At 41.8% G+C, this 14,313-nt stretch carries 12 protein-coding genes and 1 tRNA gene; 4 read left to right on the top strand and 9 right to left on the bottom strand.

The window, feature by feature from the left end:
• Positions 1-43 precede the first annotated feature (43 nt).
• The 9 genes from vncS to cshA form a co-directional block, all read right to left on the bottom strand.
• The gene (gene vncS, locus MK480_RS04275) at positions 44-1,372 is read right to left on the bottom strand and encodes a sensor histidine kinase VncS (protein ID WP_268707232.1); all 1,329 of its coding nucleotides are present in this window, start codon (positions 1,370-1,372) and stop codon (positions 44-46) included.
• Positions 1,369-2,025, bottom strand: a complete 657-nt coding sequence (gene vncR, locus MK480_RS04270) for a response regulator transcription factor VncR (RefSeq protein WP_268707231.1) — start codon at positions 2,023-2,025, stop codon at positions 1,369-1,371. Before vncR ends, vncS begins: the two co-directional genes overlap by 4 nt.
• 142 nt (positions 2,026-2,167) lie before the next feature.
• Positions 2,168-3,547 carry an ABC transporter permease subunit Vex3 gene (gene vex3, locus MK480_RS04265; protein WP_268707230.1) on the bottom strand — a complete coding sequence of 460 codons (1,380 nt, stop codon included), beginning with the start codon at positions 3,545-3,547 and terminating at the stop codon, positions 2,168-2,170.
• A gap of 54 nt (positions 3,548-3,601) precedes the next feature.
• Positions 3,602-4,249 carry an ABC transporter ATP-binding subunit Vex2 gene (gene vex2 / locus MK480_RS04260; RefSeq protein ID WP_000173751.1) on the bottom strand — a complete coding sequence of 216 codons (648 nt, stop codon included), beginning with the start codon at positions 4,247-4,249 and terminating at the stop codon, positions 3,602-3,604.
• A 12-nt stretch (positions 4,250-4,261) separates the two neighbouring features.
• Positions 4,262-5,539: an ABC transporter permease gene (locus MK480_RS04255; RefSeq protein WP_268707229.1), complete on the bottom strand. Its 1,278-nt coding sequence runs from the start codon at positions 5,537-5,539 to the stop codon at positions 4,262-4,264.
• Positions 5,540-5,678: 139 nt separating this feature from the next.
• A tRNA-Leu gene (locus tag MK480_RS04250) sits at positions 5,679-5,764 on the bottom strand.
• Between the two features lie 80 nt (positions 5,765-5,844).
• On the bottom strand, positions 5,845-6,420 hold the full coding sequence (locus MK480_RS04245) for a cysteine hydrolase family protein (protein ID WP_057487095.1): 576 nt from the start codon (positions 6,418-6,420) through the stop codon (positions 5,845-5,847).
• Positions 6,420-7,208, bottom strand: coding sequence for a GTP-sensing pleiotropic transcriptional regulator CodY (gene codY, locus MK480_RS04240; RefSeq protein ID WP_120718906.1), 789 nt, complete (start codon positions 7,206-7,208; stop codon positions 6,420-6,422). Before codY ends, MK480_RS04245 begins: the two co-directional genes overlap by 1 nt.
• A gap of 256 nt (positions 7,209-7,464) precedes the next feature.
• Positions 7,465-9,039 (bottom strand): degradosome RNA helicase CshA, encoded by a 1,575-nt coding sequence (cshA, locus tag MK480_RS04235; protein ID WP_268707228.1) that lies wholly within the window; start codon positions 9,037-9,039, stop codon positions 7,465-7,467.
• Positions 9,040-9,368: 329 nt separating this feature from the next.
• On the opposite strand from cshA, the gene MK480_RS04230 reads away from it, so the two are divergent.
• The 4 genes from MK480_RS04230 (at position 9,369) to MK480_RS04215 (ending at position 14,224) form a co-directional block, all read left to right on the top strand.
• The gene (locus MK480_RS04230) at positions 9,369-10,685 is read left to right on the top strand and encodes an FAD-containing oxidoreductase (protein WP_268707227.1); all 1,317 of its coding nucleotides are present in this window, start codon (positions 9,369-9,371) and stop codon (positions 10,683-10,685) included.
• A gap of 204 nt (positions 10,686-10,889) precedes the next feature.
• A complete protein-coding gene (murT, locus tag MK480_RS04225) occupies positions 10,890-12,233 on the top strand; it encodes a lipid II isoglutaminyl synthase subunit MurT (protein ID WP_268707226.1) in 1,344 nt (447 codons plus the stop codon).
• Positions 12,233-13,015 carry a lipid II isoglutaminyl synthase subunit GatD gene (gene gatD, locus MK480_RS04220; protein ID WP_000263163.1) on the top strand — a complete coding sequence of 261 codons (783 nt, stop codon included), beginning with the start codon at positions 12,233-12,235 and terminating at the stop codon, positions 13,013-13,015. Before murT ends, gatD begins: the two co-directional genes overlap by 1 nt.
• A gap of 126 nt (positions 13,016-13,141) precedes the next feature.
• The gene (locus MK480_RS04215; RefSeq protein WP_268707225.1) at positions 13,142-14,224 is read left to right on the top strand and encodes a M24 family metallopeptidase; all 1,083 of its coding nucleotides are present in this window, start codon (positions 13,142-13,144) and stop codon (positions 14,222-14,224) included.
• The last annotated feature ends 89 nt before the right edge of the window (positions 14,225-14,313 follow it).

The following is a 14,313-nucleotide window of genomic DNA, read 5'->3' as shown; positions in this document are numbered from 1 at the left end:
ATTGAATTTCTTCTAGCTTCATCTATGTAAACCCTTTCTATCTCTAGTCTTGGGCGACTTTTGGAAAAGCTATGAAGAATGTCAAACGATTCTCCTTCATCTCAAAACGATAAGGTAATTTTTCATGTTCTAATAGACTTTTGACCACAAAGAGCCCCATCCCAGACCCCTTGGCCTTGCGACTAGCATTGTTAGAAAAAGACTGGGCCAGTTTTTCTTGTTCTTCAGGACTACAGCTATTTTCGATAAAGAGTTCTCCTTCTCTTTCTCCAATGCGAACTAAGCCACCTGGAACAGAGTGCTTGATAGCATTGCTGATAAGGTTAGAAAGGATCAACTTCATAACTGATGGGTTTAGATAAGCCTGCTGATGGGACAAGCTATTATCAATCTGAAGCTCTCTTTCCTTGGCTAGCAAGGCATAATCCTTGACTAGACTTTGCGTCATCTGGAGCAAATCAATTTCTTCTCTATCATCTCGCAATTCCTGCACAGACGAGAGAGAAAGTATCTGGAGAACGTGGTGATTGAGCTCATCCACAATCCCCAAGGCAACTCCCAGATAGTGGTCTCTATCCTTATAACGTCCGACATTTTCTTTCATGTTTTCGATCAGGATTTTCAAACTAGCCAGCGGTGTTTTCAATTCATGAGAAGCCCCTCGTAAGAATTCGACCTTCATCTTTTCCAGCTGGAGAATAGCTTCATTCTTGTCATGCAAGTCTGCAATGACAGTCAAAAGATGCTGGTAGAGGCTATTGATTTGTTCCTTGAGATCACCAATCTCATCCTTAGAATCCACGCGCAATCGCACTTGTGTATCTAGCTCCATCATTCTACGAGTCACCCGCTTGATTTCCAATATCGGAGCAACAATGGTCCGAGCATAGATATAGGCCACCAAGAGGGAAATCAGAAAGGATGCCAGCAAGGTATAGGGAAGAAACTGGAGACTGATTTGCTCTGCTTCCTTTTGCAAGTCCATGGACGCTAGAAACTGGAGAGTCATAGTACCACCGTCTTGCGTTTTCACCTCGCGCTCCTCGATAAAAAGAGAGGTGGTCTGACGGTCCATATCCAGAGGAAGGCTGTCCTTGACTTCTAACTTGTCCTCGGTCATCTCGCCCTTAACGGCCCCCTTGATATCACTAGTCTGGGAATACAAGTCTAACACTTGCTCGATGCTCTGCCTATCCTTACCTTCTAGGGACTGGGCAATGGCTGTCGCTTTCTGACCAATGGTTTCCTGTCGGTGGCTCAGATAAGTAGAAGGAAAAAGAAAATAAATAGCTAAATGAAGGCAGATAACCAGAACACTAAATATCGAGAAGGTATAGATAAATATCTTTGTAAATAAACCTGTTCGTTTCATTTTCGCTCCAATTTATAGCCAACATTGCGCACAGTGAGGATGCAGTCCAAGTCTAGCTTTTTCCGCAATTCCTTGATATAAACATCAATGACGCGGTCAAAGGGAACCTCATCAGTCGCTTTCCATACGGCATCGATTATCTGAGATCGGGTCAAGGCCCTTCCTTCATTTTTAACCAAATAATCAAGAATTTCCAACTCTTTAGCATTGATAGCTACTTCCTCACCTGCTAGGCTTGCACTGTAGCTCTCAAAATCCACCCTGGCAGCCTTATAAGAGAAGATTCGTCCTGTATCGTAGTATCGCTTGAAAATCGCATCCACCCTCACTTTTAAGAGGGAGAGGGAGAAAGGTTTTTCCAGATAGCCATCTGCCAAAGAGGCAAAGGCACTCATCTTGTATTCCTCATCCTGAAATGCAGTCAACATCAAAACAGGAACCTGACTGGTTTTACGAATCTCAGCTAGGACTTCTAAGCCATTGAGCTTGGGCATCTGAATATCCAGTAAAACCAAGGCTACTTCATAGCTGGAAAATTTTTCTAAGGCTTCCTCACCGTCCGCCGCCTCAATGATTTCATAACCACAATCCGTCAAATAATCACTGACCCCCTCACGGATCATCTCTTCATCTTCTACAATTAAAATTTTCATAGAAAAAACGTTTCACATTCCTTTAAATTTCTTGTAAATCATCTCAATTTCATCCTGAAAGGAAGAGGCCTTATCAAGATAAAATAGATAAAAATGCTACCTATATTATACCCCATTTAGGGGAGAATAGGTAGCAAGTTTGTTATTCACTATCCAGCAGAAGCTCTTTTGGTTGTTTTCTGAGGAGATTGCTTGAAGCAAGCGCCATAACGAGAACCACTAGAACCAAGGCTAGGACAAAGACGATGATAAAGTCCGATGTCTGAATGGAAATATCTAGGCTCGACAAGGTCTTACTAAAGCCATCTACTTCTGCACCACCACCAAGGTTAGAGGCCTGAGCAGCCTTGCTGGCTTGCTTGGCAATACCTGAAGTGACATTGGCAAGAACAGTATTTCCGATTGCACGCGCTGTGTAGTTGGCTAGGAAGTAAGCAGAAACAAGAGCAGGGATGGCAATCAAGATTGATTCTGTGATAAATTGACCCAGGATACTTGCCTGCTTGAGACCAATAGAGAGGAGAATACCCACTTCCTTGCGACGGGCATTGATCCAAAGGCTGAGTAAGAGGGCAAGGAGAAGAACTGAGAAACTCAAGCTGCCCCAGAAGAGGAGGTTAGCCATCTTGTACATACCAGAGATGGATTGCTCTAGAGCTGGGTAGTTAGAGGAGCTCTTCACAAGTGTGTAGCTCTTCCAGTTGATACCGCTGATACCGTTCAACTCTTTCATAACATCATCCAAGTTCTTGTCCGCTGTTACAAAGAAGGTTGCGTCCCCATAAATAGCTGTGTCTTCTGTGTATCCATAAAGTTTTGCAGCAGTGTGAATGTCTGTGATAGCTGTATTTTCATAGAGTTCTTGTGAGTAGGTTACTGCTGACTTATTATGACCATCAAAGAGTCCCTTGATTGTCACTTCGACTGTTTCCTTGGCACCTTTTTCATTGTCTGCATCGTAGATATTGGAGTCTAGTTTGACCTTGTCCCCTACTTTCCAGCCGTGTTTGGCTGCCAAGTCCTTGTGCAGGAGGATCTTGTCCTTGTCGTCGTTTGTTAGGTGCTCACCTTCGACCAGCTTATAAGAACCAGAGACAAACTTGTCTTCTTTAGAGGAGTCATTGACACCTGTAATCATCAAGCTACTTCCAAAATGTTTAGCACGGTCAGGTGTTAGATTTTTCTTGGTTTCTGGCGTTTCGATGAGTTCATAGCCAGTCAAATCTCCGATAGCGTTGATACGTTTCACATAAGACTCAATGGCCTTGTTTTCGGTGATTTTTTTGATATCTTCACCCTTGATATTACCAGCACCACGTGGCGTACCTTGATTGACGCGACGATTGATTTGCATGGAGAAGCTATTGGTGATATTTTTAAAGGTCTCCTGAGAAGCCTTGGCAGTAGCTCCCTTGATCGACAAGCCGACCAAACTCAAGCTCGCCATGAGGAGAATAATCAGGAAGATAACAATCGATTTGAAAAACTTCCTTGTAACATAGGCAAATGCGTTGTGTAACATAAGTTCCCTTTCTAGATGTTGTTCTATTTTATAGTTCTAAGAGAAAAGTTCATATTATTTCGTCGTATTGCGAGTTTCAGTTAGTTTCTTATCTTTCAACTCAAGTGTAATATCTGATGCTTGCGCCACTTCTTTGCTGTGAGTTACGACGATGACACATTTACCTGTTTTCTGGGCAAGTGATTTGAGCAGTTCGACAATATCTCCAGCAGTTTTAGGGTCCAGATTTCCCGTTGGCTCATCCGCTAGAATAACTGGAGCTTCTGAGACCAAACTACGAGCAATGGCAACACGTTGCTGTTGACCACCTGATAACTGGAGAACATTCCGCTTGATCTGACTTTCATCCAAACCAAGCTCAAGCAGTGTATCCTTGCTTGCCTTTTTATTGACCAAGCGGATATTTTCCAGTGGAGAAAGATAATCTATCAAGTTATAATTTTGAAAGACCAGGGAAATATGGTGCATGCGATGGTAAGAATAGCCCTTCTTACGAATATCCTCTCCTTGAAAAAGGATAGAACCTTCAACAGGACTATCTAGACCAGCAAGGAGGGACAAGAGAGTGGATTTTCCTGCTCCCGACTCACCAATAATACTGTAAAATTTCCCGGGTTCAAAATTATAATTGATCTGATATAGGACTGCTTCAGCAGTGTTCTTATAACGGTAGGTAACATCTTGTAATTGTAATAAAGTCATGATTTCTCCTTCTTAACTAATAGATGATAAAATTTCTTTCGGCGATTTTCTAAATAAGAATAGGAAACAAAGGGCTACAGACAAGCAACCAATCAAGAGCAGAAAAACATAGGATTCTGCAAAAGATAGGATGCTGGTTGATAGACTGCTTGCTTTGGCTAGTGTATCTTGTAAGCTTGCCTGATCTCCACTTGCTAGTAGAGTTTGGAGTAGGTAAGATGTGATGGCGTTTCCTGCAACAAATGCTGGAAGCAAAGCACCGAGAGATACCAAAACTACCTCTAAACAGAACTGTAGGAAGATCGAGCTCTTGCCTTTTCCAAGTGCCAGTAAAATCCCCACTTCATAGACCCTTTCTCTCAACCAGAGAGATAAGACCAGAATTAAGGCTCCGGCTCCAGCTATCAACATCCCATAAAGGAAGATGGTTAGGAAGGTTTGGAAGGTAGCAACTGAGTCTTTGATTTGTTCAAAGGCCTTATTTTCCTTCTCAACTTGGTAGCCTTGACTTTCCAAGGCTAAGTTTTCCACCTGCTTCATGAGTCCGTCCATTTCCTTAGGATTTTCTACATAGAAGCGTGCTGCACTGACTTGAGCTTCACTATTTCCCAAAAGAGTTTGGCTACTTTCATAGTCTGTAAAGACTTGGTTTTCACTGAAGTCAGAAGACAAGCCTGTAAATTTCTCTTGTTTTTTACCAGAGAAGATTCCGACGATTTCAAACTCGACAGTTTGTCCTTTACCAGATTCTGACTGACCAGCATCTAAGGCAATCTTGTCATGAAGGGAAAGACTATTCTTCTTAGCCAACTCTTCGTGGATGATGATTTTCTTTGAATCCCCTTTTTGAAGGTGTCGCCCTTCTTTTAGGTTGAAAGCCGAGCTGGTAAAGGTCACATCCTTAGATGAATCTTCAAGAGCCGTTAAGCTAACCAAATTCTTATCCGCAGCTGACAAATCATCACGCTCCACACTCTGCTCGCCACTCACCGCTTCCTTGTCTTTTAATTTTGCGACCGTCTCGAGTTCAGGAGTAACATTTTCCAGTCCCTTAATCTTGCTGACAGATGCTAGGTCTGACAACTTGAAAGTCTGACCATTTTCTATCCTCTTAATAGAAAAAGAGGTATTGAGTGATTTGTAAAGATTGGTTTCCACTGTTTTGTTGGACTTCATCAGAGTCAAACAGGCTGAAATTCCAGCCAATAGGACCAATAAAATCAGAAATAAAATAAAACTTCTCAGTCGTTTTCTGCTGACATAAGCCCAAGCTCTTTGGATTGGATTCATTTGTCACCTCCATATTTGTAAAACTATTATAAAATCCAAATATGAAATGTTTATGAAATACAAAAAAAGAGCAAAAATTTTTTTGCTCTACTTGAATTAGATGAAAAAAAAGAGCTAGCCTAAGCTAACTCTTATCCTATGCGGAGAGAGGGACTTGAACCCTCACGACCTAAAGCGGTCACAGGATCCTTAGTCCTGCGCGTCTGCCAATTCCGCCATCCCCGCGTCGATTACTTTACTAGTATATCAACTTTTAGGATGCTTGTCAACACTTTTTTTCAATTTTTTTCATTTCATCAACCAAATTACTCAGAAAGTTCATTTAGATTTTCATCTACTAACTTAGCCCCGAGTGTATTTTTGAAATGACCTAGGGCAAATTGATGATTTTCAGGCCAGATAGATGCAACAGCTGGTTTAACAATCTCAATGTCATATCCTAGATTATAGGCATCTATAGCTGTATGCAGGACACAGATATCCGTCAAGACTCCTGTTAAGATAACTGTAGAAATTCGACGCTCTCTCAAACGGATATCTAGGTCAGTACCCGAAAAAGCTGAGTAATGACGTTTATCCATCCAAAAGACACGACTGTCTGAACCATGCTCTTGATAAAAGGTCCCCAAATCTCCGTATAAATTCCGTCCACTAGTCCCAATCAAATTATGAGGAGGAAATAGCTTGCTTTCTGGATGGAAACAATCGTTTTCTTCGTGAGCATCAATGGTAAAGAAGATGTAATCTCCGCGTTCAAAAGCTAATCGAGTCACCTTGCTAATAGCTTCCGAAATCGCCTGAGCTGGAGCACCTGCTGTCAATTTTCCACTATCTGCAACAAAATCTTCTGTATAATCAATCGAAATCAAAGCCTTAGTCATTAGTAATCTCTTTTCTTCACTTCTTCAAAAATATCTGAAATCAAGACCTTAAGATAGGTTCCCTTCATTCCAAGTGAGCGACTTTCAATAATCCCTGCCGACTCAAGTTTACGAAGGGCATTGACAATCACAGAACGGGTGATTCCGATACGGTCTGCAATCACTGACGCAGTCAACTGGCCTTCATTTCCATTTAATTCCCCTAAAATTGCTGAAACAGCACGAAGTTCGGAGTAAGACAGAGTATTAACCGCCATGGTAACAGCAGTACGGCGGCGAATATTTTTCTCATCTTCTTCACGTTGGAAATTAAGGAGTTGAATCCCAACAACGGTACTCGCAATCTCAACAAGGATCAAGTCCTCGTCTTCGAATTTTTTATCATTGCGCCAAATAATCAAAGAACCAAGGCGAATCCCTGATACATGAATCGGTGCAATTGTTGTCAAACCATCTGGAAAGTCGGCACGACTTTCCACAGGAAAAATACTTAAATCATGATCAACTGTCAGATTGGCTTCTGTATCGTAAATCATGTTCGCACCTTGAATGTACTCATCCGGGAAAATCTTAGTTTGGAAGAATTGCTCTACACGGTCTGTATTGGTTTTATAACGCATAAAATAGCCAAGGAGACGTCCCTTGCTATTGACGATACAGGCGTTACAGTCAATAATGTCTGCCAATTGACGGGTAATCGCATTGTAGGGAAGTTCTTCCTGCAACTGCTCCTCTGAGCGCTTCAGGATAGAAGTAATTTTTCTAGTTTTTTCTAATAAATGTGCCATTTTTCACCTCGAATTTAATCGCTATCATTATAACATAAACAGCTTGAATTTTCAATTATTATCTGAAAATTGCTTATTTAATTGCAATTTGAAAAAACAAGAATATTTTTAATTAAATTGCTTCTTTTCTATTGACAAGCCCCTTATTTTTGTGTATTATAATATTACAAGAAGATAATATATTTATTTTATTTATCTTTCTTTTTCCATTCGGTCTCCTTATATAAAAAAGCGATTCATTTTGAACCGCTTTTTCTTATTTATCGCCCTTGTTACGAATAACAAAGCCTGTTTGCTTTTCGCTTGAAGTATTGCGTGGTTTTTTATTATCTTTACGGTAACGTTTTTCCTTATCAAAACGATCGTTGCCACGACTTCCTTTTTTGAAATCATCACGACGACCACCACGACGGTTGTCTCCACGGCGATTATCACGACGGTCATCTCCACGACGACCTCCCTTACCTTTACCACCGAAGCCATTACCTGATGGTTTAAACGGTAGTGGTTTTTCACGTGCAATCTCCACTTCTGGAAGGCTATCTGGATCTTGAACAGTCAGACTCAAGATATACATTGCCAATTCTTCTGGAGTAAATTCGGCAGCTAGCTTACGAGCATCCTTACCAAATTTCTCAAAGTTGGCACGGATAGTCTCATCTGCAAAATCACGTTCGATTTTCTTGAGAGCTACGTGTTTTTTTGCTTGAAATGCTTCTTCTGCACTTGCAGGTTTGAGACCTTTCATGCGTTTTTTAGTCAAGTTTTCAATGATTTGGAGGTAACCCATTTCATTTGGTGAAACGAAGGTAATAGACTGACCTGACTTACCAGCACGACCTGTACGACCGATACGGTGAACATAGCTTTCAGGATCTTGTGGAATATCGTAGTTATAGACATGGGTCACACCTGAAATATCCAAGCCACGCGCTGCAACGTCTGTCGCAACCAAAACATCAAGATTGCCATTTTTAAAGTCACGAAGGACACGAAGACGTTTGTTTTGGTCTAGGTCGCCATGAATTCCTTCTGCACGGAAGCCACGGATTTTCAAACCACGAGTCAATTCATCTACACGGCGTTTGGTACGACCAAATACGATAGCAAGTTCTGGTTGTTCCACATCCATGAGACGAGTCATGGTATCAAATTTTTCTTGTTCTTTAACTCGGATATAGTACTGGTCAACCAATTCTGTTGTTAATTCCTTAGTAGCAATCTTCACATGCTCAGGTTCTTTCATAAACTGAACACCGATACGTTTGATGGCATCTGGCATAGTTGCTGAGAAAAGTAAGGTTTGACGGCTTTCAGGGACACGTGAGATGATAGCTTCAATGTCTTCAAGGAAGCCCATGTTGAGCATTTCATCCGCTTCGTCAAGAATAAGAGTTTCAATATCTTGTAATTTCAAGGCCTTGCGTTTAATCAAGTCCAAAAGGCGACCAGGTGTTCCCACCACGATATGGGCACCAGATTTAAGAGCCTTAATTTGTTTTTCAATGCTTGATCCACCATATACTGAGCGAACCTTGACTCCCTTACTGCGACCAAAGCGGAAGAGTTCTTCTTGACTTTGGACAGCGAGTTCACGAGTTGGAGCGATGACCAAGGCTTGGATAGTCGCTTCTTCTGTACGGATTTTTTCAAGGGTAGGCAAGCCAAATGCTGCAGTTTTTCCTGTACCAGTCTGAGCTTGACCGATAACGTCCTTGCCTTCAAGGGCCAAGGGAATGGTTTGTTCTTGGATCGGACTGGCTTCTACAAAACCAGCTTTTTCAATCTCTGCTAGCAAATCAGCAGACAAGTTTAATTCATTAAATTTCACGATATTCTTCTTTCTAAAGGTGGTGCGAAGCCACCCTATAGGGCTTAGTTTATACTTTTCTTTTTATGACGTATTTTCATATACTGGATATAAAATCGTGTTGCTTCTTTTCCACAAAAGAAAAGTACTGTTTTCTTTGCAACCTATCTAGTATAACACAAGAGAGAAGCAAAAGATAGCCCAATCCATCGATAAACTCATGTAAACGATTTTTCTGATAAAATAAGGATGAAATTTCCACTATTTCATAAACTTTTTTAAAGCGTAGCAGAATTGTGCAAAAGTTTTTTTCTTGTGCTAGAATGAAAATCGAATAGGAGGAACTCTAAATGTTAACTTATGATTTAATCGTTATCGGATTTGGTAAAGCTGGTAAAACACTAGCTGGTAAATTTGCTTCGGCTGGCAAAAAAGTTGCCCTCGTTGAACGTAGCAAAGCTATGTACGGTGGAACTTGTATCAACATCGGATGTATCCCAACTAAGACTTTGCTAGTTGCTGCTGAGAAAGACTTGTCTTTTGAAGAAGTTTTTGCTACCAAAAACACTATCACTGGTCGCCTCAACGGTAAAAACTATGCTACTGTTGCTGGTACAGGCGTCGATATCTTTGATGCGGAAGCTCACTTCCTTTCAAACAAAGTCATCGAAATCCAAGCTGGTGATGAAAAGAAAGAACTGACTGCTGAAACAATCGTCATCAACACTGGTGCTGTTTCAAATGTCTTGCCAATCCCTGGACTCGCTACAAGCAAAAACGTCTTTGACTCAACAGGTATCCAAAACTTGGACAAATTGCCTGAAAAACTTGGAGTCCTTGGTGGTGGAAATATCGGTCTTGAATTTGCTGGTCTTTACAACAAACTTGGAAGCAAGGTTACAGTCCTAGATGCCTTGGATACATTCCTACCTCGTGCAGAACCTTCCATCGCAGCTCTTGCTAAACAATACATGGAAGAAGACGGTATTGAATTGCTTCAAAATATCCGTACTACTGAAATCAAAAACGACGGTGACCAAGTCCTTGTCGTAACTGAAAATGAAACTTACCGTTTCGACGCCCTTCTCTACGCAACTGGACGTAAGCCAAACGTAGAACCACTTCAACTTGAAAATACAGACATTGAACTTACTGAACGTGGCGCTATTAAAGTAGATAAACATTGTCAAACAAACGTTCCTGGTGTCTTTGCAGTTGGGGATGTCAACGGTGGTCTTCAATTTACTTACATTTCACTTGATGACTTCCGTGTTGTTTACAGCTACCTTGCTGGAGATGGCAGCTACACGCTTGAAGATCGTCTCAATGTACCAAACACCATGTTTATCACACCTGCCCTTTCACAAGTCGGTTTGACTGAAAGCCAAGCAGCTGATTTGAAACTTCCATACGCCGTTAAGGAAATTCCTGTTGCAGCCATGCCTCGTGGTCACGTGAACGGAGACCTTCGCGGAGCCTTCAAAGCTGTGGTTAATACTGAAACAAAAGAAATTCTTGGAGCAAGCATCTTCTCAGAAGGATCTCAAGAAATCATCAACATCATTACTGTTGCTATGGACAACAAGATTCCTTACACTTACTTTACAAAACAAATCTTCACTCACCCAACCTTGGCTGAGAACTTGAATGACTTGTTTGCGATTTAAGTTGCAATCTCATCTTAACTGACAGCCCTCTTTGGGCTGTTTTTACTTCTGCGAAATCTCATACTCAATGAAAATCAAAGAGCAAACTAGGAAGCTAGCTGCAGGCTGTACTTGGGTACGGCAAGGCGAAGCTGACGCGGTTTGAATTTGATTTTCGAAGAGTATCAAATCTGTCTTTTCCCTCTTTTATGATATAATAGAAACATGAAATTAAAAACTACTTTGGGCCTTCTTGCTGGGCGTTCTTCCCACTTCGTTTTAAGTCGTCTTGGCCGTGGAAGTACGCTCCCAGGAAAACTCGCCCTTCAATTTGATAAAGATATTTTACAAAACCTAGCTAAGAACTACGAGATTGTCGTGGTCACTGGAACCAACGGAAAAACCTTGACAACTGCCCTCACTGTCGGCATTTTAAAAGAGGTTTATGGTCAAGTTCTGACCAACCCAAGCGGTGCCAACATGATTACAGGGATCGCAACAACCTTCTTGACTGCCAAATCATCTAAAACTGGGAAAAATATTGCCGTTCTGGAAATCGATGAAGCCAGTCTATCTCGTATCTGTGACTATATCCAGCCAAGCCTTTTTGTCGTCACGAATATCTTCCGTGATCAGATGGACCGCTATGGTGAGATTTACACAACTTACAAGATGATTTTGGATGCTATTCGTAAGGTGCCTACTGCCACTGTTCTCCTTAATGGAGACAGTCCACTTTTCTACAAGCCAGCTATTCCAAATCCTGTAGAGTATTTTGGTTTTGACTTGGAGAAAGGTCCAGCCCAGCTGGCTCACTATAATACCGAAGGGATTCTCTGTCCTGATTGCCAAGGAATCCTCAAATATGAGCATAATACCTATGCAAACTTGGGTGCCTATATCTGTGAAAGCTGCGGATGTAAACGTCCTGATCTCGACTATCGCTTGACAGAACTAGTTGAGTTGACCAACAATCGCTCTCGCTTTGTCATTGACGGACAAGAATACGGTATTCAAATCGGTGGTCTCTACAATATCTACAACGCCCTAGCTGCGGTTGCCATCGCCCGTTTCCTTGGTGCAGATTCACAACTCATCAAGCAGGGATTTGATAAGAGCCGTGCTGTCTTTGGACGTCAGGAAACCTTCCATATCGGTGATAAAGAATGTACCCTTGTCTTGATTAAAAATCCAGTCGGCGCTACCCAAGCTATCGAGATGATTAAACTGGCTCCTTATCCATTTAGTCTATCTGTTCTCCTCAATGCCAACTATGCAGACGGTATCGATACCAGCTGGATCTGGGATGCGGACTTTGAACAAATCACTGACATGGACATTCCTGAAATCAACGCTGGCGGTGTTCGTCATTCTGAAATCGCACGTCGTCTACGAGTAACTGGCTATCCAGCTGATAAAATTACTGAAACAAGTAGTCTGGAGCAAGTTCTTAAGACCATTGAGAACCAAGACTGCAAGCATGCTTATATTCTGGCTACCTATACTGCTATGCTTGAATTCCGCGAACTGCTGGCTAGTCGTCAGATTGTTAGAAAGGAGATGAACTAATGGTTTATACTTCACTTTCCTCAAAAGCTGGCAATTACCCCTATCAGCTCAACATTGCCCACCTCTACGGAAATCTCATGAATACCTACGGAGACAATGGAAACATCCTCATGCTCAAGTATGTTGCTGAAAAACTGGGAGCCCATGTGACCGTTGACATCGTTTCTCTTCATGATGATTTTGATGAAAATCACTACGACATTGCCTTTTTCGGTGGCGGTCAAGACTTTGAACAAAGTATTATTGCGGACGACCTACCTGCTAAAAAAGAGAGCATTGACAACTACATCCAAAACGACGGTGTGGTTCTCGCTATCTGCGGTGGTTTCCAACTATTGGGGCAATATTATGTTGAAGCTTCAGGCAAACGCATCGAAGGGCTAGGGGTCATGGGCCACTACACCCTCAACCAGACCAATAACCGTTTTATCGGTGACATCAAGATTCACAATGAAGATTTCGATGAAACCTATTATGGATTTGAAAATCACCAGGGCCGTACCTTCCTCTCAGATGACCAAAAACCGCTGGGACAGGTTGTCTATGGAAATGGAAATAACGAAGAAAAAGTCGGCGAAGGGGTTCATTATAAGAATGTCTTTGGTTCCTACTTCCACGGGCCTATCCTCTCTCGTAATGCCAATCTAGCTTATCGCCTGGTCACTACTGCCCTCAAGAAGAAATACGGTCAAGATATCCAACTTCCTGCCTATGAGGACATCCTCAGCCAAGAAATCGCTGAAGAATACAGCGACGTCAAAAGCAAGGCTGACTTTTCTTAAACAAAGGAAAATGATATCAAAGAACTCCCTATCTTATCGGAGTTCTTTTTAGCTGTTCTTTTACCCTTCTCCCTTGCATTTTCTCTCTTTTTTTGCCAAAATAGAGGAGTAGAAAGAAGGTAGCATATGTCTAAATTACAACAAATCGTAACATATCTTGAATCAGAAAAACTAGACGTCGCTGTCGTATCTGACCCCGTCACAATCAATTACCTCACTGGCTTTTACAGTGATCCCCATGAACGCCAAATGTTCCTTTTTATCCTAGCGGATCAAGAACCCCTCCTCTTTGTCCCAGCCCTTGAAGTTGAGCGTGCTACTAGCACTGTTTCCTTCCCAGTTGTGGGCTATGTGGATTCTGAAAATCCATGGCAAAAAATGAAACATGCTCTTCCACAGCTTGATTTCAAACGTGTCGCTGTTGAGTTTGACAATCTCATCTTGACCAAATATCATGGCTTGAAAATAGTCTTTGAAACTGCTGAGTTTGAAAACCTCACTCCTCGTATCCAACGCATGCGCCTCATCAAATCAGCTGACGAAGTGCAAAAAATGATGGTTGCAGGTCTCTATGCGGACAAGGCTGTTAAGGTTGGTTTTGACAATATTTCTCTTGATAAGACTGAGACAGATATCATCGCTCAAATTGACTTTGCTATGAAACGTGAAGGCTATGAAATGAGCTTTGACACCATGGTCTTGACAGGTGATAATGCTGCAAATCCACACGGCATTCCAGCAGCAAATAAGGTTGAAAATAATGCTCTTCTCCTCTTTGACCTTGGTGTTCTAGTCAACGGCTATGCGTCAGATATGACTCGTACGGTCGCTGTCGGCAAACCAGACCAATTCAAGAAAGATATTTACAACTTAACTCTTGAAGCCCAACAAGCTGCTCTTGACTTTATCAAGCCAGGTGTGACTGCTCATGAAGTGGACCGCGCGGCCCGTGAGGTCATTGAAAAAGCTGGTTACGGCGAGTACTTCAACCACCGTCTTGGTCACGGTATCGGTATGGATGTCCACGAATTCCCATCTATCATGGAAGGAAACGACATGGTCATCGAAGAAGGCATGTGCTTCTCTGTTGAACCAGGTATCTATATCCCTGGTAAAGTCGGTGTCCGTATTGAAGACTGCGGTGTTGTTACCAAGGATGGCTTCGACCTCTTTACAAGCACCAGCAAAGACTTGCTTTATTTTGATTAATATTTTTCGAAAATCTTCCCACAATAAAACGCATAGTATCAAGCTTTCAACACCTGATACTATGCGTTTTTCTTATTTGAAAGACTTTT

This window comes from Streptococcus mitis (genome assembly GCF_026782895.1).
GTDB lineage: Bacteria > Bacillota > Bacilli > Lactobacillales > Streptococcaceae > Streptococcus > Streptococcus mitis_CB.
Note: the sequence above shows the minus strand (reverse complement) of the source record. Positions and strands in the feature narration are given on the sequence as shown.

Coding starts and splice junctions, on each gene's coding strand:
- vncS (WP_268707232.1), bottom strand. CDS start 1,372: ATGAAACGAACAGGTTTATTTACAAAGATATTTATCTATACCTTCTCG.
- vncR (WP_268707231.1), bottom strand. CDS start 2,025: ATGAAAATTTTAATTGTAGAAGATGAAGAGATGATCCGTGAGGGGGTC.
- vex3 (WP_268707230.1), bottom strand. CDS start 3,547: ATGTTACACAACGCATTTGCCTATGTTACAAGGAAGTTTTTCAAATCG.
- vex2 (WP_000173751.1), bottom strand. CDS start 4,249: ATGACTTTATTACAATTACAAGATGTTACCTACCGTTATAAGAACACT.
- MK480_RS04255 (WP_268707229.1), bottom strand. CDS start 5,539: ATGAATCCAATCCAAAGAGCTTGGGCTTATGTCAGCAGAAAACGACTG.
- MK480_RS04245 (WP_057487095.1), bottom strand. CDS start 6,420: ATGACTAAGGCTTTGATTTCGATTGATTATACAGAAGATTTTGTTGCA.
- codY (WP_120718906.1), bottom strand. CDS start 7,208: ATGGCACATTTATTAGAAAAAACTAGAAAAATTACTTCTATCCTGAAG.
- MK480_RS04230 (WP_268707227.1), top strand. CDS start 9,369: ATGTTAACTTATGATTTAATCGTTATCGGATTTGGTAAAGCTGGTAAA.
- murT (WP_268707226.1), top strand. CDS start 10,890: ATGAAATTAAAAACTACTTTGGGCCTTCTTGCTGGGCGTTCTTCCCAC.
- gatD (WP_000263163.1), top strand. CDS start 12,233: ATGGTTTATACTTCACTTTCCTCAAAAGCTGGCAATTACCCCTATCAG.
- MK480_RS04215 (WP_268707225.1), top strand. CDS start 13,142: ATGTCTAAATTACAACAAATCGTAACATATCTTGAATCAGAAAAACTA.